The sequence below is a fragment of the Pedobacter sp. JCM 36344 genome, from assembly GCF_046546555.1.
Taxonomy (GTDB): Bacteria; Bacteroidota; Bacteroidia; order Sphingobacteriales; family Sphingobacteriaceae; genus Pedobacter.
Window position 1 is genome coordinate 16,049 of record NZ_JBKHKK010000021.1, and the last position, 23,401, is coordinate 39,449.

The 23,401-nt window shown below is 41.2% G+C and carries 14 protein-coding genes and 2 pseudogenes; 11 read left to right on the forward strand and 5 right to left on the reverse strand.

Annotated features, from left to right (window positions below):
- Positions 1-27 precede the first annotated feature (27 nt).
- From ACHFIZ_RS16805 to ACHFIZ_RS16830, 6 genes and pseudogenes are all read left to right on the forward strand, one after another.
- Positions 28-234, forward strand: a complete 207-nt coding sequence (locus ACHFIZ_RS16805; protein WP_410887951.1) for a hypothetical protein — start codon at positions 28-30, stop codon at positions 232-234.
- 176 nt (positions 235-410) lie between these two features.
- Positions 411-1,037: an HAD family hydrolase gene (locus tag ACHFIZ_RS16810; RefSeq protein WP_410887953.1), complete on the forward strand. Its 627-nt coding sequence runs from the start codon at positions 411-413 to the stop codon at positions 1,035-1,037.
- Positions 1,034-2,239: an acetate/propionate family kinase gene (locus tag ACHFIZ_RS16815; RefSeq protein ID WP_410887955.1), complete on the forward strand. Its 1,206-nt coding sequence runs from the start codon at positions 1,034-1,036 to the stop codon at positions 2,237-2,239. Before ACHFIZ_RS16810 ends, ACHFIZ_RS16815 begins: the two co-directional genes overlap by 4 nt.
- A 30-nt stretch (positions 2,240-2,269) precedes the next feature.
- Complete coding sequence (locus ACHFIZ_RS16820; RefSeq protein WP_410887957.1) at positions 2,270-4,651, forward strand: phosphoketolase; 2,382 nt, start codon at positions 2,270-2,272, stop codon at positions 4,649-4,651.
- Positions 4,652-4,655: 4 nt separating this feature from the next.
- Positions 4,656-5,690 (forward strand): annotated as a pseudogene (locus ACHFIZ_RS16825) (class I fructose-bisphosphate aldolase).
- A gap of 127 nt (positions 5,691-5,817) precedes the next feature.
- Positions 5,818-8,382: a copper-translocating P-type ATPase gene (locus tag ACHFIZ_RS16830; RefSeq protein ID WP_410887959.1), complete on the forward strand. Its 2,565-nt coding sequence runs from the start codon at positions 5,818-5,820 to the stop codon at positions 8,380-8,382.
- A 508-nt stretch (positions 8,383-8,890) separates the two neighbouring features.
- On the opposite strand, the pseudogene ACHFIZ_RS16835 reads toward ACHFIZ_RS16830, so the two are convergent.
- Positions 8,891-10,053, reverse strand: a pseudogene (locus ACHFIZ_RS16835) (IS4 family transposase).
- 162 nt (positions 10,054-10,215) lie between these two features.
- Between ACHFIZ_RS16835 and ACHFIZ_RS16840 the strand changes: the two are divergent.
- Together ACHFIZ_RS16840 and ACHFIZ_RS16845 are read left to right on the forward strand one after the other, a co-directional pair.
- Positions 10,216-10,710: a DUF305 domain-containing protein gene (locus tag ACHFIZ_RS16840; protein WP_410887961.1), complete on the forward strand. Its 495-nt coding sequence runs from the start codon at positions 10,216-10,218 to the stop codon at positions 10,708-10,710.
- A gap of 751 nt (positions 10,711-11,461) precedes the next feature.
- Positions 11,462-11,821, forward strand: coding sequence for a hypothetical protein (locus ACHFIZ_RS16845; RefSeq protein WP_410887963.1), 360 nt, complete (start codon positions 11,462-11,464; stop codon positions 11,819-11,821).
- 138 nt (positions 11,822-11,959) lie between these two features.
- Here ACHFIZ_RS16845 and tnpC read toward each other — a convergent pair whose 3' ends face one another.
- From tnpC to ACHFIZ_RS16860, 3 genes are all read right to left on the reverse strand, one after another.
- The gene (gene tnpC / locus ACHFIZ_RS16850; protein WP_410887965.1) at positions 11,960-13,264 is read right to left on the reverse strand and encodes an IS66 family transposase; all 1,305 of its coding nucleotides are present in this window, start codon (positions 13,262-13,264) and stop codon (positions 11,960-11,962) included.
- 318 nt (positions 13,265-13,582) lie between these two features.
- Positions 13,583-13,963 (reverse strand): hypothetical protein, encoded by a 381-nt coding sequence (locus ACHFIZ_RS16855; RefSeq protein ID WP_410887967.1) that lies wholly within the window; start codon positions 13,961-13,963, stop codon positions 13,583-13,585.
- Positions 13,964-14,082: 119 nt separating this feature from the next.
- Positions 14,083-15,024, reverse strand: a complete 942-nt coding sequence (locus ACHFIZ_RS16860) for a hypothetical protein (RefSeq protein ID WP_410887969.1) — start codon at positions 15,022-15,024, stop codon at positions 14,083-14,085.
- A gap of 187 nt (positions 15,025-15,211) precedes the next feature.
- On the opposite strand from ACHFIZ_RS16860, the gene ACHFIZ_RS16865 reads away from it, so the two are divergent.
- Positions 15,212-15,376 (forward strand): hypothetical protein, encoded by a 165-nt coding sequence (locus tag ACHFIZ_RS16865; RefSeq protein ID WP_410887971.1) that lies wholly within the window; start codon positions 15,212-15,214, stop codon positions 15,374-15,376.
- A gap of 10 nt (positions 15,377-15,386) precedes the next feature.
- On the opposite strand, the gene ACHFIZ_RS16870 is transcribed toward ACHFIZ_RS16865, so the two are convergent.
- Positions 15,387-16,478, reverse strand: coding sequence for an SMEK domain-containing protein (locus ACHFIZ_RS16870; RefSeq protein WP_410887973.1), 1,092 nt, complete (start codon positions 16,476-16,478; stop codon positions 15,387-15,389).
- A 223-nt stretch (positions 16,479-16,701) separates the two neighbouring features.
- Between ACHFIZ_RS16870 and ACHFIZ_RS16875 the strand changes: the two genes are divergently transcribed.
- Positions 16,702-22,965: a hypothetical protein gene (locus ACHFIZ_RS16875; RefSeq protein ID WP_410887975.1), complete on the forward strand. Its 6,264-nt coding sequence runs from the start codon at positions 16,702-16,704 to the stop codon at positions 22,963-22,965.
- A complete protein-coding gene (locus ACHFIZ_RS16880) occupies positions 22,910-23,242 on the forward strand; it encodes a hypothetical protein (protein WP_410887977.1) in 333 nt (110 codons plus the stop codon). Before ACHFIZ_RS16875 ends, ACHFIZ_RS16880 begins: the two co-directional genes overlap by 56 nt.
- Positions 23,243-23,401: the final 159 nt, after the last annotated feature.

Below are 23,401 nucleotides of genomic sequence, written 5' to 3' on the forward strand. Positions count from 1 at the left end.
GCTTAAGTTATTAATCATATAGTCAAAATGGAAAATTTAAAACAAATATTTCAGGAAATAAATGATCTGACATTAAAAATGGAGCAAGAATGTCCGGATTTGTATCAGTTCCTAAACGAAAATCCAGTGACTATTCCAGATAGCGAACACCCTCAGATGAATGCTGAAATTTTTAAGGATTATTTAAATAGTTTGAAGCAATTATTTAAACACCACACGACTAAGAAAAAATAAACCATGAAGATTAAATATTTTAATTTTTATATCCTTTGGATTACTCCTTTTGCAACGCTTAGCGCACAGGGTAAAGAAATGTTTATTCAACAAAAAGAGTGATAATAAAATTTCAGATATCCATTAGTAAGAAAACACGATTTTACAAAGCGTTAATATTTTTATCACAAACTAGCATGAAAGAAGCAAAAAATATAAAAACCATGTTCTTAGATATTGGTGGCGTACTGCTAACAAACGGCTGGGGACATAAGTCCCGGAAATCAGCGACCGAGAAATTTCAACTAGATAGAGATGAAATGGAAGCCAGACATGCTATGGCATTCGAAACTTTTGAACTGGGCAAGCTTACATTGGACGAGTATCTGAATATTACTGTTTTTTATGAGCCACGGGATTTTTCAAAAGAAGAGTTCTGGAAATTCATTTGCTCTCAATCGCAACCATTTACGGAAATGATTGAATTGATTAAACGGCTTAAAAAGCGATATAAGTTAAAAATAGTTGCCGTAAGCAACGAGGCAAAGGAATTAAACACTTACAGAATTGAGGAATATTGGTTAACCGAATTTATAGACTTTTTTGTTTCCTCCACTTATGTCCATTTAAGAAAGCCCGATGTTGACATTTACAAACTGGCGCTTGATATGGCACAATCGCAACCAGACCAAGCCATCTGTATTGATGATTTAGATGTATTTGTAAAAGTTGCTGAAAGCTTAGACATTAAAGGCATTTGCCATAGTAATTATGAAACAACTTGTAAGGAATTGAACGCATTAGGATTTGAAACCGAACTATGAAATCCGTACACCAACATATCCTAATCATCAACGGTGGCTCGTCTAGCCTCAAGTTCGCTCTGTATAACACAGATAAAAAATTAGAGAACGTCCTTTTTGGTCAAATAAGTAGAATAGGATTGGATAATCCTGAATTTACAGTTACCCATAATCTCAGCAATAAAAAGGCTCAAATCACCATAAACTCAACAAATTTTAATGAAGCTGCAGAAGGATTAATTGAATGGTTAAAAGAGCAAAACTATGATGATGGGATTAAATGTGTAGGACATCGCATTGTTCATGGTATGGAGCATTCAATACCTGAAATTATTGATGAGCATCTGTTGACGGAATTGCATAAAATAATGGAATATGACCCAGATCATCTTCCGGCAGAAATTGAAATGATAGCCTTATTTAAAAAACAATTTCCGAATTTATTACAAGTTGCCTGTTTTGATACCTCTTTCCATACCACCATGCCAAAATATGCTAAGACGTTTGCTATCCCAAAAAAATATTATAACCAAGGTGTAAAACGATATGGATTTCACGGTATATCTTATAGCTATCTAATGAAAGAATTAAAAAAGCAAAATGGAGAAGAAGCTGATGGGAAAATTATTCTTGCTCATTTGGGAAACGGAGCTAGTCTTGCAGCGGTAAAGAAGGGCAAATGTATAGATACCAGCATGGGCTTTACACCAACAGGAGGTATTGTAATGAGTACAAGAAGTGGCGATTTGGATCCTGGAGTGGCTTGGTACCTCATGCAAAAGGGACTTGACGCGGAAGAATTCAATGATGTGATCAATCATCAATCTGGGTTGCTTGGCATTTCGGGCTATAGTTCTGACATGCAGGATTTACTTAAACACCAAAAAAGCAATAAAGATGCAGCTTTAGCCATTGAAATATTCTGTTACCAGATCAAAAAAACAATTGGTGCATACACCGCTACTTTGAACGGGCTTGATGTGTTGGTTTTTTCTGGCGGTATCGGAGAAAATGCACCGCTAGTACGCAAGCGTATCTGTGAAGGATTTGATTATCTGGGGATTGAGTTAGATGCTGGGAAAAATGCAAAAAGTAAAAGAATTATTTCAACAAAGACCAGCAAAGTGAAGGTGTATGTAATCCCCACAGATGAAGAAATAATGATTGCAAAGCTTACCAAAAAATTATACATCAAGTCTAACAAACCCGCTTGCTCTGTTTAAAATAAAATTGAGGTTTTAAAAAAATTAATTATGAAAACACAATCCTTAGAAACATCGAAAGAAAACCTATCAGCAGATCTGTTAAAGAAAATTGATGCGTACTGGCGAGCGGCCAATTATCTTTCTGTCGGGCAAATTTATTTACATGATAATCCGCTTTTAAAAGAACCTTTAAAGCCAGAACACATTAAAAATATGTTACTTGGGCATTGGGGTACAACGCCAGGTCAAAATTTCATCTATGTCCATCTGAACAGGATTATAAAAAAATATGATCTTGATATGATCTACGTATCAGGTCCAGGTCATGGAGGCCCTGCCATTGTTGGTAATGTTTATTTGGAGGGTACTTACAGTGAGGTATATTCGAATATCAGTGAGGATGAGGAAGGGTTAAAAAAGCTCTTCACGCAGTTTTCATTTCCTGGAGGAATACCAAGCCATGTTTCCCCTGAATGTCCCGGTTCTATTCATGAAGGTGGAGAACTCGGATATTCACTCAGTCATGCCTTTGGAGCTGCGTTTGACAATCCCGATTTAATCGTGTCTTGCGTAGTTGGCGATGGCGAGGCAGAAACGGGTCCACTTGCAACAGCATGGCATTCCAACAAATTCTTAAACCCGGTTACAGATGGGGCGGTACTCCCTATACTTCATCTTAATGGATATAAAATTGCCAATCCAACGGTGCTTGCAAGAATCGGAGACGAAGAACTGGAGAAGCTTTTCTTAGGTTATGGATGGAAGCCTTATTTTATTGAGGGCGATGACCCGATGGATATGCACCAGAAAATGGCGATTCTGCTTGATAAAGTAATCGAAGAAATACAACAGATAAAAAAGAACGCTGCCCAAAATAAAGATGCTGCTCGTCCAAAATGGCCGATGATTATTTTAAAATCGCCAAAAGGATGGACAGGGCCTAAATTTGTTGATGGTAAAAAGATTGAGGGTAATTTTTTAGCGCATCAAGTTCCTATAAAAGATCCTGCTACAAATCCAGCACACTTAAAACAATTAGAAGAATGGCTAAGAAGTTATAAGCCCGAAGAATTATTTGAGGAAAACGGTCGTTTCAAAAGCGAATTGCAGGAACTGGCGCCATCGGGCAAACACCGCATGGGCGACAATCCACATGCGAACGGGGGGCTTTTACTCCAAAACCTCCGGATGCCTGATTTTAGGGATTATGGAATTGAAATGAATCGTGGCGAAATGGGATCGGGCGATACTTTGGTGCTCGGAAAATTTATAAGGGATATTATTAAAGCGAATGCCGACCAAAGAAACTTCCGGATTTTTGGTCCCGACGAAACACTCTCAAATAAATTAGATTTTGTGTTTGAAGCTACCAACCGTCAGTGGGAAGCTCCGGTAATTGATACCGATGACTTTCTTAAAAAAGAAGGCCGTGTAATGGAAATGCTTAGCGAACATCAGTGCGAAGGCTGGCTCGAAGGATATTTACTTACTGGAAGACACGGGCTTTTTAACTGTTACGAAGCCTTTATTCATATTATTGATAGCATGTTTAACCAGCATGCAAAATGGCTAAAAGTTACTTCGCATTTACCTTGGCGCAGAAAAATCGCCTCGCTAAATATTCTTTTGGCATCACATGTATGGCGACAGGATCATAACGGTTTCACTCATCAAGATCCTGGGTTTCTTGATGTAGTGATGAACAAAAAAGCATCGGTAGTAAGGGTTTATCTTCCACCAGATGCCAACTGTCTTTTATCAGTAATGGATCATTGTTTCCGAAGCAGACAATATGTGAATGTAACAGTGGCGGGTAAACATCCTGCACCACAGTGGTTGAGTATGGATGAAGCAGTAGTACATTGTACCAAGGGTATAGGAATATGGACTTGGGCAAGTAATGATGAAGATATAGAACCGGATGTAGTTATGGCTTGTGCCGGAGATGTGCCTACACTGGAAACCTTGGCTGCCGTTTCTATCCTTCGTGAAAAATTGCCTAACCTAAAAGTGCGGATAGTTAACGTGGTTGACCTTATGAAATTACAACCCGAGACAGAACATCCTCATGGTTTAAATGATAAAGACTTTGATACCTTATTTACAAAAGATAAACCTGTAATATTTGCGTTTCATGGTTATCCTTGGCTTATTCATAGGCTCACCTATAAGCGAACTAACCATATAAACTTTCATGTACGTGGCTACAAAGAAGAAGGAACTATAACAACGCCTTTTGATATGACAGTTTTGAACGATATGGACAGGTATCATTTAGTGATGGATACCTTAGACAGGCTGCCACAGTTGAAAAACACAACAGCTCATCTTAAACAAGAGATGCAGGATAAATTGATTGCGCATAAAAACTATATCAGAAAAGAAGGTATTGATATGCCAGAAATTAGAAATTGGAAATGGAAAAACTAACCTCATGGACAAACAAATATTAAAAGATACCGTTGTGCAACTCTTTGCCGGTAGCAAAGGGTTGCTTGCAATGGATGAAAGCACGAGTACCTGTAATAAACGTTTTGCATTCGAAGGCATTCCGCAAACAGTCGAGATGCGTCGCAGATACCGTGAACTGATTGTTACAACGCCGGGCTTAAACGAAAGTATTGGCGGTGCGATCTTGTATGATGAAACTATTCGTCAGTAAACAAAAGACGGGATTCCCTTTACAGCTGTGTTAACTGAGACTGGAATTATTCCGGGGATCAAGGTTGATACGGGTGCGAAATTGATGGCCGGTTTTCCTGATGAAAAAGTGATAGAAGGACTGGACGGATTGAGGGAGCGATTACAAGAGTACAGAAAGTTGGGTGCAAGGTTTGCAAAATGGCGGGCTGTAATTTCCATAGGTTATGACACTCCAACTACGGGCTCTATTGATGCGAACATTCATACGCTAGCCAGGTATGCTACTTTATGCCAGGAGGCTGATATTGTACCAATTGTAGAACCAGAAGTAGAAGTATTGATGAACGGTAGCCATAATTTGGAGCACTGCTACGCAATAACCGCACAGGTTTTGAAAACACTCTTTTATCAATTCTCCGTTTACAAAATCTATTTGGAAGGAATGATACTAAAGCCTAATATGGTCATTGCAGGAATAGAAAGCATTGTGCAAAATAGCGTTGACGAGGTAGCGGAAGCGACGGTAAACTGTTTGCTGGAATCAGTCCCAGCTGCAGTTCCTGCCATTGCATTTTTATCGGGCGGACAGTCACCAGAAGATGCAACAGCACATTTGAATGCGATACATACAAAATTTAAAAATCGCTTGCCGTGGATTGTTACCTTTTCTTTTGGAAGGGCCATTCAGCAACCCGCGTTGGATAAGTGGAAAGGTAAGGAGGCGAATGTGGAAGAAGCACAAAGATTATTATATCACAGGGCGAAATTGAATGCCGCTGCAACCCTAGGAGAATATTATGCTGAAATGGAGAACGATATTCTTTAGAACCTACAAAAATGAAACATCCATCATTCATCTTAACAAGCCCAAGCCAATGCAAAGCATTGATTTTTTGGGACGCATGCTCCCAAACGAAACGAAGACAGACATTTTAAATTGTAAATAGAGTTTTATGAAAACAAGCAATATCAATGTACACGACATGCTATCAGTTTGGAGTGTAGAAGAAGCGGAAAAACACATTGGCGAGGTTCCAGGTGTGGAAAGTGTGACAATGAACTACGCCACTGAAATCGCCACAGTTCGCTACGATGAAACCCGTTTGGATGTGGCCGATATAAAATCAACTGTAAAACAACGCAGTTACGATTCTTTTGCAGAGCAAAATTCGCAAGACAAAACTAAAGAGGATAACGAGGAAGCCTCGATAATCCCGGCTTTAGGCAAAAGTGAGGAAGAAAATGGAAGCCCCGAAACCATAGCTGCTGCAAAGACAGAAAATCCTGAAGTTACAGAATCGGATGAGTCTGTAAGTGAACTCAAAAAAGAGAAAGAGGAAAAAACTTCATCTTCTGCAACAGAGCCTGAAGAAAATGATAAAGCTGAAAACAAACCCACAGCAAATGAGGATAAGAAAGCCGAGGATAGTGAAGTTATTGATCACTCAAAAATGGATCATTCTGAAATGGAAGACCCAAAATCCGACGACCATAGTAATATGGATCACAGTAAAATGGATCACTCCAAGATGGACCATGATGCTATCCCAATGGGAATGGCAGGTCATGACCATCATAAAATGATGATTGCCGACTTTAAAAAGCGATTTTGGCTGACTTTGGTTCTTACAGGGCCGATCCTACTTATCTCGCCCATGATACAGGGTTTTTTTAACTACAAATTTTTACTCCCTGGCAATCCTTATATTCTTTTTGGTCTCTCCAGCATCGTTTATTTTTATGGTGGATGGCCTTTCTTAAAAGGTCTGTGGTCCGAGGTTAAAAAAGCAACACCGGGGATGATGACCTTAATTGCCATGGCTATCAGCATTGCCTATTTTTATAGTTCGGCAACTGTTTTCGGTTTACCCGGAGTAGATTTTTTCTGGGAATTGGCCACGCTGATTGCGATTATGCTTTTGGGGCATTGGATAGAAATGAAAAGCGTGCTGGGTGCTTCAAGAGCTTTGCAACTGTTAGTGAGTATGATGCCTGCAGAGGCTCATCGGGTAAATGGAGAAAAGGTAGAAGATATTAAGCTGGAAGATTTGCTAAAAGATGATGTCATTTTGGTGAAACCCGGCGAAAAAGTACCAGCAGATGGTATCATTATAGAAGGGAGTAGCTATCTGAACGAATCCATGCTTACTGGCGAATCTAAACCGGTAAAGAAAGAATTGGATGAAAAAGTTATCGGCGGATCGGTAAACGGTAACGGTGTATTAAGGATCAAAGTAGAACACACCGGAAAAGACAGTTATCTCAACAAGGTGATTAAATTGGTTGAGGATGCACAAAAAACTAAATCTAAAATGCAGAATCTTTCGGATAGGGCAGCAAAATGGCTTACTTATGTTGCCTTAGCCGTGGGTTTTGGTACGTTGGCAGTATGGCTGCTGATGGGGTTTCCTTTTGTGTATGCGTTAGAAAGAATGGTTACGGTAATGGTTATCGCCTGTCCACATGCCTTAGGCTTAGCAATTCCATTGGTAGTCGCAATTTCTACTGCAGTATCTGCCCAAAATGGATTATTGATTCGCAATAGAACAGCTTTCGAAGAATCTCGAAAAATATCTGTATTGTTGTTTGATAAGACTGGAACACTTACAAAAGGAGATTTTGGGGTAACACGAATACAATCGGTGGATAAAACTTATCCTGACCAAGAAATCCTTCGCTTGGCCAGTGCTTTGGAACAAAGCTCTGAACATCCAATCGCTGTCGGAATTTTGAAGAAAGTAAAAGAAGAAAAGATTGCTATACCACAGCTTCAAAAGTTTAATGCAATTACCGGTAAAGGGGTTGAAGCCAATGTAGAGGGAAAGGACATAAAAGTAGTAAGTCCAGGTTATTTAAGAGACGAGAAAATCAGCATTCCAGAAGACGCTTTTAATGATGCGGCTGAAACGGTGGTATTTGTTTTAATTGCGGGAAAGCTTGCCGGATATATAGCTTTAGCAGATGAAATCAGACCTGAATCCGCGGAAGCAATTAAAATATTTAAAAAGAACAATATTAAGGTGTTGATGGCGACAGGCGACAATGAAAAAACTGCAAAGGCTGTTAGTGATAAACTTGGATTAGATGGCTACTATGCGGAGGTACTTCCACACAGAAAAGTGGAAATTGTAAAAGAACTGCAAAGCAAAGGAGAATTTGTCGCAATGACAGGAGACGGCGTAAATGATGCCCCAGCCTTGGCGCAGTCTAATGTTGGTATTGCTGTGGGCTCTGGAACGGATATAGCCGCCGAAACAGCAGACATTATTTTGGTAAACAGTAATCCGCAGGACATCGCAAACCTAATTCTTTTCGGGAAAGCGACCTATAAAAAAATGATTCAGAATTTGATATGGGCAACGGGCTATAATCTGATCGCTATTCCGCTTGCAGCAGGTGCACTTTATTCTTTTGGGTTTGTTTTAGGCCCTGCGGTAGGTGCAGTATTCATGAGCTTAAGTACAATTATAGTTGCGATCAATGCACAATTGCTTAGAAAGAAAATTGGGGGTAAATAAATGCAGGAGAACCAGTTCTTTAGATGGACGAAAAATAAGTTTATTGAATGTAATTGATGATTTTAACAGAGAAATACTGATGATAGAAACGGACACATCATTACCGACCTTACGGTTAATAAGTTGCCAAGATGAAATTGCACCTTATAGAGAAGGATAAAAGACTATAATTACAACAAACCCCATAGAGCACTGAAAAGCAAAACACCAATAAAAAACAAATTACAAACAATGAATTCTATTTTTTTTTAGCTAGCACCGAAACAAGGGAAGCGCAAAATTGTTAAGTAATAAGGTTATGCGAAATATTAAGGGAAGTCTGTTTTTTCGACCTTATATAATGCTTAAGAAATACCCATTACTACAGGGATGCTGCATGTCTGCTTTGTAATTTTGTGTCTCCTATCATAGCAGCACTCGCTATTAGTTTTAGTTCAGTCTCTGTTATTTTGAACTCTTTAAGACTGAGAAGGCCAAACCTTTAATAAAAATTAACATAACTGTCCACTTAAAACAAGCTGAGTGACAGTTGGTTACAATTCAGTTCTTTAACATCTTTGTAATCTATATTTTTAAGTAGCTCATTTACAGGGGTTTTATCCAGTAGCGAGATGCCGATCACCTGTAATATTTCGTAGGTTGAGCGGTCTGATTTGAGTTCTTTGGCAACTATTGCTACCAGACAGTATGTGATAATTGCCGAATACACCTGGATACGAACCGCATTTTCAGAAGTACCCCAAAAGGACTTTATCTTCAAATGTTGTTTGATCCATTTGAAGAAGAGCTCAATCTGCCAGCGGTTTTATAAAGAAGCGATACCTGGGATGCTGTTATTTCCATATTGTTGGTCAGGAAAACAAATGTTCTCTCGCTTTCCTGGTCGTAGTACTTTACCCTTCTCAGTTTTTCCGGATAATCTTTGAGGGTATAAAGCCCTGTCAGCAGACCACTCTGATCACACAATACCCCTGTCGACTTATCCACTTTTCGGGAATATATCCTGCGATATTTCAAGCTTGACTTAGCTCGTATGACGAAGAAAGCTTTCCTTTGGGTGATAGTATAAAGCCTGGAAAAATCCACATATCCCCGGTCGAAAACATAGTAGGCAGCTTCTTCATAAATGAGATGGTCCATGGCGTTCATGTCGTTTACGGCCGCTGGTGTGATATGTATAAAAGCAGGAATTTGTGTGGTAATATCAAAAAGGGTATGGAGTTTTATTCCACCCTTAGTTTTACGAAACTTTGCCCACCAGAAAACACTCAGACAGAGATCTATGGTAGAGGAATCAAATGCATACACCTTGCCTTTTATCTCAAAATCTTCATTGGCCCGCTTATTCCGGGCGATACTGATCAGGTGATAAGCGAACTCTTCGAATATTTTGCTGTTGCGGCCCTGATTAGCTTTGGCCAGATTGCTCCGGGTTACGCTTTTGCCGAGTCCCAAATGGTATGATTTCTTACTATGGGCTTCCAAAGCAATGATCAGATCCCGTAAACTATCCCGGTTGGTAAGCTGACCGAATAACATGCAAAGTAATTGGTTCCAACAGGAAAAATGCCTCACATATTTATCACCGTCATACTTTTTTACAATTCCATCGAATACACGCTGTGGAAGAAACTCCGCCAGTTGTGCGAAAACATATTTGCCCTGATTCATGATAAGCCTATTATTCCGCCTAACGTAATCAATCCAAATCGTCACGCATTAATTCAGCACATAACTAATAGACTATCAATGATTTCAAAGAACAATTTTTATCTTTTAATGGACACTAATGAAAAATTAAACTAAATCATTCAAATATTAAATCATAAAATCATGGAAAAGGCCGATCAAAAAACAAATCACAAAAAAATGGAACACGATGGTAGCCCATACAAAAAATTTCTTTTTATGCTGGCCATATCCTTCATAATTATGTATGGTATAATGTTTTTAAATGTTGATGAAGCTGACCATATTTATTTGAGCACTACAAGAGCTTATATGTCTATTTTGATGGTTTCGACGATGGCAATTACCATGTTATCAATGATGGGTAAAATGTATCAAAATAAGATATTAAACAGGGTGATTTTCGGCTCGTCCATCTTAGTGTTTGTTTTAGTTTTGACTTTTTTAAGACAACAAATATTTGTAGGAGATGTTCAATATATGAAGGCAATGATACCTCACCATTCTTCGGCAATCATGACAAGCAAGCATGCAAATATCAAAGATCCCGAAGTAAAGAAACTTTCTGAACAAATCATTAAATCACAAGAAGAAGAAATTGCACTGATGAAAGCCAAATTAATAGAATTAAGTAAGTAGGTGTGAGCCAATTTATTTAATCCTGTTGCACCAATTTTTAATTATTTGTAAGTGGATTGAAAAATAAAGTGTTATAATAAAATTATTCTTGGCGAGAATGAGTCAATTGACAGCTGTTATCCAGTGATAACACCTTTAAATCCGAAATAATATAGTTTTGGTAGAAATAGTTTTAACAACTATACGGCATCAGAGGACATTGGTGTTTTTTAATAGAATGACAAAGCTATTTTTTAACCTCTCCTCCACAACTTTTGGAATTGATCCTGTAATTGGTGATAGTGAGGTAACCAATCTCTTTAAAATTAAATAATCGGAAAATTTATCCCTAGTAGAGATATACTCTCCGATTATTTTTTATGTGAACCTCACTGACATTTTCTCGAACCACTTTGTGTCAGATTTAAAACGTATAATTAATTTGGCTGATGAATTAGATGACGAGGAATGAAAGTTCTCTAGTAGAGTTTCTTGCAATTTCACTACTAGGGTATACAAATTGTGATTATTGGATTTTGCCTAGTTAATTGAATATTCTTGATTTTTATATTTTAGTTCTTAATGTGGATAAACCAATAAATTTGACCCTATTCCACCAATTTCAGAATTACACAAAACAAACTGGTCATCAAAAGGTTATCAATAATTTATTTTTGGTGAACTGGGGTCAATAGGTTATGGTTTATCCACTTCTATTACTCCAACCGGTTCGCAAGCGTTAATTGAAGAGGGCGCTACCTTATTATACACCTTGAACGATGATGGCTTTATATCTGTAATGCTTTACCCAGCCAAAGCAGAAAATTTAAGCTTAAAAGAAGATTTCATCTTTTTAGAGCAACGTATTGATCCTAAAAAGTTACTATTGAAAAGCACTTTGAAATACCATTGGAGATGTTTTATGGCTTATATGGAATATTCTAGTTTGGATGGTAACCCTAATTTAATACAGAGAATAAGAGTTACCTACTTACACATTTTTAAAAGTATGGTTACTAATAAAATATGGGACAAAGCATTATATAAAACGTATTCAAATTCACTCTTCAAGTTTATTATGACAGTGGGATTTAGTGGGTTTATATTTTTTGCCATTAACTATTTTGTTTAGCAAAACAAAGTTGATAATACTGAAAAAGCAGTGATAGAAATTAAAAAAGAGGTGAAACAAATAAGAAATATATTAGAATTGAAGTAAAATCGATAATTATCTAATTTTACATATTGCACCTCAAAAAAAACCTTGTAACTATTCAGCAGTAAAGTTAGCGATTAGGTTTAGCGCATGAAAGACGTCATTTCTGGATTTTATAGTCGTATCAATAACCGATCGGATTACAGCAAAACCATCGGCACCATCAATAGACCGAAAGCCTCCGGATACCTTTTGTTTAACTTTAATTGTTCTAATAGCCCTTTCGGAACCGTTATTGTCGGGCGGAACATTATTGTAATGTAAAAAGCAAAGTATATGGTGACTGATCTTACGCAATTTTTTTTGTAGCCTGATCGCTAATTTATCTTTTTCTGGCAAAGCATGCTGTAGTAAATCCATAAGAGACCACTCGAGGTCACTTCTTGCCGGACTGGCCGCCAAACCGTTATAATCAGGCTGGTTGTTTAGTGCGATGGCCTCCTTAAGCACTGATTTTAACGATTGCGCCCAATTGCTCCCGTGTACTTGCGTGATATAATTCAAGTCCCTAAACAAATGAGCCAGACAGACCTGGTGGTGGTCAACTTCACATTTGAAATGTGCGGCCCACCGGTCATGTACCAGCACGACATCAGGCAAGCCATCGGGGAATGTTTCCTGAATGGTTTTATATCCCCTGCTTGGGGATTGAACAATAAAAGTCAATGCTTCATTCTGCCATGTCCAGAACCAATGGGTTTTGCCATTTATTTTTGCACCCGTTTCGTCTGTTCCCAAACAAGCGGCTTTTTCAATCCTGTTTTTGATTTCCTGATACATCGGCAAAGCCTTGCCTGTAAAGCGCTGCAATAAACCAACAATTCCACCCTGACTTATTTCCAATCCCATGATCTTGCTGTAAAACTCCTGGATGCGCCCAAATGGCATATATTGACGAACGTTCAGATAAGCGGTTAATGCTTCGATATGGCTGCCATACTGAACATTGGCGTTTACATTGGTAGGAAATTTGCCTTTATTAACATGTCCGCAGGAACAGGTTTTAGTGAATGTCCGGTGTTCGGTGCAAATAGCTGCGGGTATGGGAACGTCTATTACCTGCCGCCTAGTTAATGGGGTAGCCACGATCTGTTCCAGATCATCGCCACAAAGTTGGCAATAATCGGGACTATGGGTAATGATCCGGTCAGGCGTAGCGGAAAATTTTAAGGTTGACCCCTCATGTCCCTGCTGTCCACCTGCTTTTTTACCGCTTTTCTCTCTTAAACTTTGATTGCCTTTGATCAGATCAGATGGCGGCATATGTGAATTACCGCTATTTTTCCGGCTCTTGTAAAAAGATAGCTCCTGTTCTAAAACCTCAATATGCACCTGCTGCTTTACAGCTAATAATTCCATGTTTTCAATACGAACCGTTAAGGCTGTTATTTGAACGACCTGTTCTTGGACAAGTTCAGTGAGGGCTTTTATCGTGCTGCTTTTGGACAATGTATTGATTCTTACGCTTCGTAAAAATCCGGATAATCCAGCGTTATTCGTACATTATACAGCAAAAGGATAAGATTGGGGATTTCGGAGTCTTTGACCACCAAATTCCGTGGCAAACTGACCAGTAAGGGTACATTCTGTTTGATTGAGTAAATATTTGATTATCAATTGATCTAGGTGGTCAATCCGTTTCGAAATAAGTTGTACAGGTTTTCCGAAATTGTATGGTCAATCTACCCGAAATATCCACTCCAGTTGCGGGAAGTCTACTTCGATCTGGTCAAAGACAGTCTCCAGGGGATCCTGCTGATGCTTGCCTTCTATGAATGCACTTGCGCTATAACTCGTTAGCGGTACGGCATAAGTGGTAACGGTACAGGAACCGTAACACTCATAAAGGGAGATTTTTTTACCGGTACTTGTGACCCCGTAAATTACCCCGTGCTTGCTGCCATCAAAATATGCAATGAAATCGGTGCGCTGCATCAAATCGCCGATCAATTCAAGCTGGATTACCTTTCCGGGCTCGTATGTCAGAATTCCCCCTACTTCAATCTCTGGTGAACTTGGGAGAAACCAAATTCCCTTTATTTCGCGTTTTTCATTCATTTTTTGAGAAATGAGGTGTTCATTTTAATGCGTTTAAAATCTGGACGGAAAACCCTGGCTCGTAAGAACAATATTTACTTCAAATCACTACCTGCTCTGTAATGAGGGCTGGGGAACGTTTAGCTCAATAATGCCTTTAATTTTTCCCTGAAATCTGCCGCAGAACCCACCTGGATGAGTTTACATGATCTCGATGAACCGAAAAGCTCATTAAGTTCCTCAAACCTGTTCTGTGACATCTTGGTCAGTTCGCTGTTGTGGACGAACCAGAATTCGCCCTGTCTCCCTTTTTGTTTGTGAAAGAACTTCTGTATCGAGGACAGGCCGACCTTGCTGCTGGTGAGGTATTTGATCTCTACAAATATCGTTCTCTGCTTGTAAGTGAATTCAATGTCAAATCCCCAATCCATTGGTTGATTTTGCCAGACCATTTCAATACCGGGATAGTTTTGCAGGGCTTTGACGATTTCGCTTTCAAAAGTATATCCGTTGCGTTGGCCAATAAATTCTGCCTCGACCTGGCTGACCTGGTTGCTGATTTCTTCCTGGGTTTCCTTTTCCTTGAGGTATCTGAGGTAATAGCCGTAAACGGCAGCACCTGTTGCAGCCAGGGTAAAGATCACCGATAACCAGCCCAGTAAGGGGAGGGAACTTTTCTTTTTTTCCGCTTTGTTTAAATTCGGTGGGATGGTCTTTCTGATCAGCTGGGATTCGGCGATCAGTTGCCTTCTTTTTTCTAGCGGTAAGAATTTATCGTCCATGAAAGAGGCCTCCACTTTGATCATGATCTGATCTGCAGTGAGGGGATAGCTTTTATTGAGAATGATTTCTTTTGCCTTGACTAGCGACTGTACCTCTGGATAGGTGCAGTTGGAATCGCTAAAGATCAGTTCTTTGATCGATTGCTCCAGGCTCGCCTGGGCATTATAAAATTTCTGTTTTTCTGCATCTTCGAGCCATGCGGGGACGTAGTACACTCCGAAGTAAATGGACAGAATGATCCCGATCAAACTCATTATGTTCGACAGGTTTTTAACGAAGATGTTCCAGAGCGCTTTCATGATATTTATTTTCAGTTTTAAAGATAGGCATTTGAGTGATATAGTGGATAAACCACTACAAAATGACCCCCTCAATTAATTGATTTTTTTGCATTAACCTGATTCCCCCTTTGGATATTCGTGTGAGCCTTACTTCAAATCTGGTCATCGAACATAAAAAGAAACAGTAAACGACCAAATTGACATTATGCGCCTGTCCACAGGTTTACCTGCCTCCGATCTGCTTTTTACAGATAAACAGCGTAAATTTGAATTGCTGCAGACTGGTCTGGCCGAGAAATACCAGACAGAAGTTTTTACCGGAACACATTCAGATCTTGAACTTTTTTATAGCCGGTTGGAACAAATCTAAGGACTTGATATCAGGGGTTTGGTTTAACTTCCCAGCCTGATTTCCTTCTCATGGCATTGTCGAATATATAAGTCCAACGCTCCTCTTTTACCGATCCGGCATGACCATAGAGGATTTCAGAGAAAGGATGTTCTCTGTCTGGAAAAAAGGTACAATAGATCGTCGGTGAACTGTAATAGGGATCGGATTCCAGATCATAGGTTGCGATATTGAGGTATTCGAGCCTAGTGAAAACATTATAGGGGCGAACCTCGTATTTTGGGTTATCTTTCCTGGGATCGTTATATTCCAGGATGTCCCAATACCCCAGCTCATCAAAAACCGCATCGCCCCCGTGGGACATAAATTCTAATCCCCTATCATAAAAGTTCCAGGATTCCACTTTAAGCCATGTGCAGTTTTCTGGGTCAACTTCCGGAAAAAGCGTGTCATCGGGATCCCGAAGGATGAAATTATGGTAGACGAATTTTATCCAAGGTTCGTAGTGCGAATGCGTCCACTGCTCCCTGGGAAGTTCAAGTTGGATGTCTTTTTTTAGCCGCGATTTCAGCTCCATGCTTTTTTGGATGTCCAGGACCGATTTGGATTCAGTAGTAGTATGGTGGCCTTTGTTGTCCTTAAAAATAGCGCAGATTTTTAAAATCGATTGTGTGGAGAGTACGTTAATGGTTTTCACCAAATCATCAAAATCAATGATGTCTGCCTTAACACTGAATTTTACCCCGTCAGGAATCCGCAGGTTGGTGTAGGTTCTTTGTTTCTTTCCCAACACCAGTACGATCAACCGATCATAATCTTTAAACAGCAGGTTTTGGTGAAAGGCATCCAAAGTCTTTTGTATTTTCGATGCAGTCTTTGTGGATGAAACCTGGGCGGCGGTCCGGTTCTTCTTGTCTACCAGGTCAACAGCCGCATGGTTTGCCTGGATGCCATTGGCACTAATAAACTCATGATTAAAAATAAGATTCAAAAGTTCTTTGCTGTAATGTTCAGAAATAAGGTGAAGATCGTGCAGGTTTACCGAGGAAAGCATGCTCAGTTTACGTTCCCATATTGCAAATTCTTCCACAATTGTTTTTATGCCAACTTCTCTATCATCCATAGCCTATAATTTAACGGCAAAATACAAATCCTTAACCAAAACGAATATAAAATGATTCGAAAAGAGGGCGATGGTACTTTACCGCTTTTCTTTGATACTTTAAAACTTGGGTATTGCCAAGGTTTTTGCCTAATTTTAGGATGACCAAAAATGCTCATGAAATTAAACAATCATATTTTTTATTACCATTTTAAATCCCTAACTGAACTAAATTTCAATCGCGATGGCAGATAATTTAGTAGGATATTCCCGGGCTGGGGACGACTTTCATTACCGCTGGGCGGCAAGAAGGTGTTTGAGGATGCTATTTCCAAATAGCAAATTGACCAGTATGGTCGTTGAAGGATCAAAGGAGGTAAATGCCGCTGGAGAATACGTCATCGATGTGACCGAATATGCTATTGATCAGGGACGGGAAAGCATCGATTACTATCAGCTAAAGCATACCACCGTCCGTAAGGACAAGCCAGTTCAGCTTAGCGACCTGCAAGATACCGTTTCGGGATTTTCGGCAAGGTTTCTCGACCATGATTCAAAGTCGGAAACCGGTAGTAAAAATATCTCATTCGTGCTGGTGACCAATAGACCGCTCGAATCCAAGTTTATAAAAAACCTAAGGGCAATTGCCCAGGGAACGGTGGTGGAAAAACGGTTTTTATCCACCATCAAAAAATACACAGGTCTGGACGATGGAAAATTGCAGACTTTCTGTTCTTTGATCAGGATAGAGGATGGACATGGAGATTATCAGCAGCAGAAAGCGGAGCTCCGGATAGAACTTTCACGGATTCTGCTTGACGTAAATCCGAACATACAAGTCGAAAACATTACGGCAATGGTAAAGGATAGGGCTTTGCCCAATTCCAAAGGTAAAATCTTTAGGGAAGATATCCTGCAGCGCCTAGGTATAAGTTCCGAAAGGGAACTTTATCCGGCCGAGGCTGTATGGGAAACGCTTGACAAAACGATCAAACGAACCCAGCATGAAGAACTGATCAGGGAAATCCATTCCTCTGCAACTTCGGTTATCATTTATGCACAGGGCGGAGTCGGCAAATCTGTATTCACAAGGCAGTTCATCGATAGCGTACCAGAGGGTTCGGTCGGGATAGGTTATGACTGTTTTGGTGCTGGAAAGTACCGGAATCCCAGCGAAACTAGGCACCGGCATCGGGAAGCGATGGTGCAAATTTCTAATGAACTGGCGACCCTTGGCCTTTGTGAACCGTTGATTGTTACCAGTAGTGCCTCAGCTGATCGCGAGCTGACCAGGATGTTTTTGTACCGCCTTGAAGAAGCAGTCAAAAAGCTGCGCCAGGCTTATCCCGAGGCTATTTTGACCATACTTATTGATGCGGCAGACAACGCGGAAATGGCCGCTAAGGAATTTAACCAAAGCTGCTTTGCGCATGAACTTTTGAGGGAGACTATGCCGGAAGGATGTAAGCTGGTTTATTTATGCAGGCCAGAAAGGATTGGGCTATTGCAACCTCAGAGTTATATCACGAAATTGGAATTAAAGCCCTTTTCACAGGGCGAATCTCTGGCGCATTTGAGAAACCATTATTCCAAGGCAACCCAGGTCGAAGGGGTAGAGTTCCACAGGCTGACCACTGGCAATCCCCGTGTGCAGTCGAATGCCCTTGACACTAAATCAGCCTCAGTTTCAGCTTTACTTGCTGGTTTGGGTCCCAAACCAACATCAGTGGAAGATCAGATCCAAGTCCAACTGGAAACAGCTGTGGCCAGGCTTAAAGACTTGCTTCCCGTGGAATATCAGGTTGATATAGAGGCAATCTGCACTGGGCTTGCAAGTCTTTCGCCAAACATACCCATCGATGTGCTTGCCCAGGCTTCGGGAGTTCCCCAGGAGAGCGTAAAAAGTTTTGTGGCCGACATTGGGCGTCCCTTATGGCTTACGGACTCATCGGTCCAGTTCCGGGATGAACCGACCGAGACTTGGTTTAGGAACAAATACTGTGGAAACCCCTCGGACTTTGAACAGTACATCATCAAACTGGAGCCTTTGGCAGAGCAGTCCGCTTATATTTCGGAAATCCTGCCTCAGTTGTACCTGCAGGCAGGCCAATATGAAAAGCTGATCCGGCTGGCATTGTCCGATGAGTTATTGCCACATGAAAATCCGATTGACGCCAGAAATGTAAAGGTCTACCGGTTGCAATTTGCCTTTAAGGCCGCCCTAAAGGCAAATAAAATAAGCGACTCGGTGAAACTGGCCATGAGGGCTGGGGAAGAAGTGGCCGGGGATGAACGGCAGATCGGACTTTTGCGGCAAAATATTGATTTGCTGGGAGAGTTGCAGAGCAAAGAAAAAATTCAGCATATTGCTTTTAGAAGGTTGTTGTCGGGAGCTTGGATGGGATCAGAAAATATCTATTCTGCCTCGTTGCTATCGAATTTTTACGAATATCAGGGAGAGGCGAGAGGATATCTTCGTTCTTCGCTGAATTGGCTGACGATTTATTTTGAGGCCGCTAAAAAACGCAATGACTACGACAGGGAGGATAGGCTTGAGGATGGCGATATTTTAGAAATTGCTATTACTAAACTTAATCTGGACGGTGTGAATGCCTGTGCAGATTTTCTAAATGGCTTAAAACCAAAGGAAAGTGTGTTCAGGATCGTTAGCGATCTTGCCAGAAACCTGGTAGCCAAAGGATCGTTCGAAATTCTGTCCCAGCTTCTTTTACTGTGGAAGAAAGAACCTTATTTTATAGTTGCCATTACAAATGAACTGCACTGTGCTGGTCACGTTCCTGAGGCTGAAATGATTGCCGATTGTCTGGCTGAGCTAACTAAGCCAAAAACAAGAATCAAATTACCTGACCATATTGGTCAGCCTATTAAAGTTGCAGTGATTGCTTTTCTGGAGTGCTGTGTTTACCGTATACTCCCTCCAGCACAGATTTTGGTTGCTTTAAACCACTATTATCCCATCAGGGCAACACGGATGGTGATGGATGATCATTTTTCCAACACCCGTACCGCATTTATGCGCGTGCTTGCCTTAAGGTGCATTCTGGAAGGGAACAGATTGGTAGATATCGATTCTATTCTGCCTGAGGAACTGATTAAAGAAAAGAGCGATCATACCACTTCCCAAAAGAAGACCGACTTTACCCATATCATTGAAGGATTGCTTCCCTGGTATTTATGCCGGATGGATATATTCTCTTCTGCTGGCCAAATGGGGGTGGCAGGGCTAGACGATGTAGCAGCTATGTCTCAAAAGGCGCGATCGGGACGCTACAAGGGCCACGATACCCTTCCCCAAGAGATTGTGCAGGTACAGCTGGAGATTTTGATTTTTTCTTCTAAAATCACTATGGAGCAGAGCCGCCAGTTTTTCGAGAAATATATTTATCGGTCGCAATCGCTGAAAATTTCGGACTGGTTGAAAGCGGTCAATGCAGCCTACCGGTTGCCGCATTTAAAAGCTCATAGCAGCGACATTGAGCACTTTACATATGGCCTAATTAAGGATTTTACCGATCAGGGGCCAGAGGAACTGGCTGAGAAATACATTAGCCTGGCAAGGGCCGTGATGATCCATTCCAAAGCAGATGCGAGTGCTTATTTTGATGACGCCATTGGTATTGTGTCCAAATTTGGAGACGAGCTGGGTTATCGATGGGAGGCAGTCGCTGCCCTTGCAGAGCGAACTTGCGAACAACCTAATGAGCCTTTAGATGGACTGGCTTACCGGTTTATCCGGATTGCTGAAGTTGTAGGAGAACAGAAAAGGGAAAAGCACTGGGACAGAAGCGAAGCCGTCCAGATTGCGGTCAGGCTTTCCACAAACGCAGGCCTTTCGGCTTTGAGCCGATGGCGAGACCGGGACATCGGCCGCTTTGAATGGATGCATATTCATATGCTGCTTGAGTTAATGCGTGCCGAGCCTTCAGCAGCGTTACGGACATGGGCGCTGGTTCCTTTTGTGAATCTTGAACAACTGGAAGCATTGGTCGAGCATTGTTTGGCAATCGAAACGGTATCCCATGCAGACAGACAGCTTATCCTGGCTGATACCGTATCGCAATTTAGCAAACAGAATGTGAGTGAACACTATTGGCGTGAGCTAGCCAGGTATGCCAAGGAGAATGGGCTTAGCAATATATTACTTGAGCAGGTCATTAAAAGCCTGCCTTCCATTGCCGCAAAAGAGCATGAAGAAATATCACTTTCAGATTTCAGTGCGGAATTGCCATGGGCGAAGTTTTTCAAGGATGTCGATCTTATGACCCCAGGAGGCTTGGCCAAAGCAAAAGCGCGTTTTGATGCCTATGAAAAGAAAAATAAAAAGCACTTCGGTCGTGCAACTTTCTGGGAGGGCGCGATCGGTCAGCTTGAGGGTGACCAGGTGCTCAAATTCATAACGGCAATGGAACTCTGCGATTTTACGGAATACTACGACTTCCAGACGTTTTTCGAACACTTGCCAAAAACTTGGTTGATTTCAGCTGGTTTTAAGCGAAATTTTCCATCGGTTATCAAGGGTCTTGGCAGAAAGTATTGCGAGAAATTCACAAGTTTATATAGCTTTGACACTTTTTTAAAATCGCTTCCAGAAAGTGCAGATAACGCACTGAACTTAAACCTGGGGATATTGGAAGGCCTTGCCGCTGGCGCAGAGTTCGCCTCGGCGGAGGTATTCTTTGGCTTTGTGCGGATAGCCTCTTCATTGATTACCCCAGCAGAAGCAAAAAGTGTACTGGACTATTCGATGTTGAGGTTTGAGCTGCACATTGATTCTGATTTCGGTGATGGCAACTGGGCAGATTGGCTGGAAACAAAGCGCGGAACAGATCATGGTATTGCAGGTTATATCTGGTCGGCGCTGGGATCGCCTTTTAGGGAAACCAGATGGCGGGCAGCGAATGCTGTGCTCAAAATGTCTGAATTCAATTACCCCCAAATCTTCAAACACCTGGCTGAATGGCTTGGCTCGGGCGAAGTCGGCGCATTTGGAAGTCACCAGTACCCGTTCTACCGTTTACATGCCAAGCAATACCTCCTTATCGCATTTTCTAGAATTTCTCTAACTTCCCCTGAGCATCTTAAAGAATACCGTGACCTATTTTTTAATTTTGCAGTGAAACAAAAGCATATCATTATCCAGATTGCTGCGGCAAGAACAGCCAGGAACATTGAAGCCGCCTTCCCAGGAACTTATTCCGAGGAAGAATTAAAAGAGGTCAATAAGATAGGGGTACCGATTGGTGTGCTTCACGAAAAATACAATTTTGCCACTGATAGTTATTGGCATGTGCGCGGGGAGGTACCTACTGGCATTGATTTTCATTTTGGCTGGGATTTCGATAGGTATTGGTTTGCCCCACTGGGCAGGATATTTGGTGTGCCTGAAAACCAAGTGCAAGACCTTGTAGCCAATGTAGTTGTCAATGACTGGAAAATAACGGACGGTGGTTATCAAAAGGATCCAAGGGTAGGCCTTTGGAACAGGCATTCCAACGACAATGGTACCCACCATAGCCACGGGGGTTTTCCAAAAGCCGATAATCTTGATTTCTATAATTCTTATCATGGGATGATGGTTGTTGCGGGAATGCTCGTTGAGCAGATGCCGGTCGTTGATACTTCCGATGGAGCTGATGAGCGTTGGGACGACTGGATCGCAGAACAGTTTTTAACCGTCCCGAATGCAAAATGGCTGTCCGAATACAAAGATGCGCTGCCGTTAAACAGGCCTGACTGGATACGACAGGAGATACAAAAAGAGTGGATAGAGCAAACTACTGACCTTGATTTTCAGAATGGTGTAGTTATGGAACTGGACGGGCAGGTATGGGTCAATGTCAAGGGCTGGTGGACAGAACGCCACAACAGTTATAAAGAAGGCTATCATATTACCTCTGCTCTGGTTTCTACTGCAACCGCAGATTCGCTTTTGAATGCTTTGGACACCTGTAATGATCCCTATGATTTTAAACTTCCTTCCTACCAGGAGGAGGGAATGGAAGTGAATTCCAGTTCATTTATGCTCCAGGGATGGCTTTATCAAGGGGAGGTAACCAAAGGGCTCGATCAATATGATCCACTAGCCAACGAGATGATGTTTCCCCCAATTGCTATCGGCAGGGAAGTCACTGAGCGAATGGGAATTGAAGTTTCCGGTGATTTTAAAACTTACCGGACTGCTGAAACGGGAAATGTTCAGGCATTATCAGAAACCTGGGTAAGTGAAATCCTTGAGCGTGAAGAACAGGCCAATCAATCGGGGATGCGTCTGCGCTGTTCGCTTGAATTCATTCAGTCGCTGTGTGAAATTTATCAATCTGCCTTAATTGTCAAGGTAGAATTGGAAAGAAGTTTTTATAGCAGGTACGGTGGTTCATCCGATTATTCGGGATATAAACCGCCTAAACACAAAATATTTTTAATTACAAAAGATGGGAAAATCAAATTTGCCGGAGGCAGTACGCAGCTTGGGGCAACAGTTCGTTAATCAACTTGGACTGGATCCCGGAGTGGATACGTTTGGAAGATGGATGTGCCATTATATTGCTGAGCAAATGGCAAAGGCAGAGCATGCCGCGGGGAGGGAAAAAGAAGATGCTGAAGAAAAATGCTTTGATACAATACTCAGATTCTGGCAGCATAGGTGGCAGCTTCCTTCTGGGCTTCGTCCCTTTGGGAGTTTTGAAAGAATTTTTTCTCTTTTAGAAAGTATTGACCCAGAACGCCATAGGAATTTTTACTATCATCAGATTCCGCATAACTAAGGTGATGCGCTATCGCTAAATGATAGCCAATCTAAATGGATAAAATTTGCCCAGCAAGCTGACAAGACCGCTAGGGTCATTATTGAACTTGCAATCGAGAAATGCACGGAAGAGGCTAAAGATTCGGAAACGGAAAATTGGCTGAAGTATGGAGCTGCA

Coding starts and splice junctions, on each gene's coding strand:
- ACHFIZ_RS16805 (WP_410887951.1), top strand. CDS start 28: ATGGAAAATTTAAAACAAATATTTCAGGAAATAAATGATCTGACATTA.
- ACHFIZ_RS16810 (WP_410887953.1), top strand. CDS start 411: ATGAAAGAAGCAAAAAATATAAAAACCATGTTCTTAGATATTGGTGGC.
- ACHFIZ_RS16815 (WP_410887955.1), top strand. CDS start 1,034: ATGAAATCCGTACACCAACATATCCTAATCATCAACGGTGGCTCGTCT.
- ACHFIZ_RS16820 (WP_410887957.1), top strand. CDS start 2,270: ATGAAAACACAATCCTTAGAAACATCGAAAGAAAACCTATCAGCAGAT.
- ACHFIZ_RS16830 (WP_410887959.1), top strand. CDS start 5,818: ATGAAAACAAGCAATATCAATGTACACGACATGCTATCAGTTTGGAGT.
- ACHFIZ_RS16840 (WP_410887961.1), top strand. CDS start 10,216: ATGGAAAAGGCCGATCAAAAAACAAATCACAAAAAAATGGAACACGAT.
- tnpC (WP_410887965.1), bottom strand. CDS start 13,264: ATGGAATTATTAGCTGTAAAGCAGCAGGTGCATATTGAGGTTTTAGAA.
- ACHFIZ_RS16855 (WP_410887967.1), bottom strand. CDS start 13,963: ATGAATGAAAAACGCGAAATAAAGGGAATTTGGTTTCTCCCAAGTTCA.
- ACHFIZ_RS16860 (WP_410887969.1), bottom strand. CDS start 15,024: ATGAAAGCGCTCTGGAACATCTTCGTTAAAAACCTGTCGAACATAATG.
- ACHFIZ_RS16865 (WP_410887971.1), top strand. CDS start 15,212: ATGCGCCTGTCCACAGGTTTACCTGCCTCCGATCTGCTTTTTACAGAT.
- ACHFIZ_RS16870 (WP_410887973.1), bottom strand. CDS start 16,478: ATGGATGATAGAGAAGTTGGCATAAAAACAATTGTGGAAGAATTTGCA.
- ACHFIZ_RS16875 (WP_410887975.1), top strand. CDS start 16,702: ATGGCAGATAATTTAGTAGGATATTCCCGGGCTGGGGACGACTTTCAT.
- ACHFIZ_RS16880 (WP_410887977.1), top strand. CDS start 22,910: ATGGGAAAATCAAATTTGCCGGAGGCAGTACGCAGCTTGGGGCAACAG.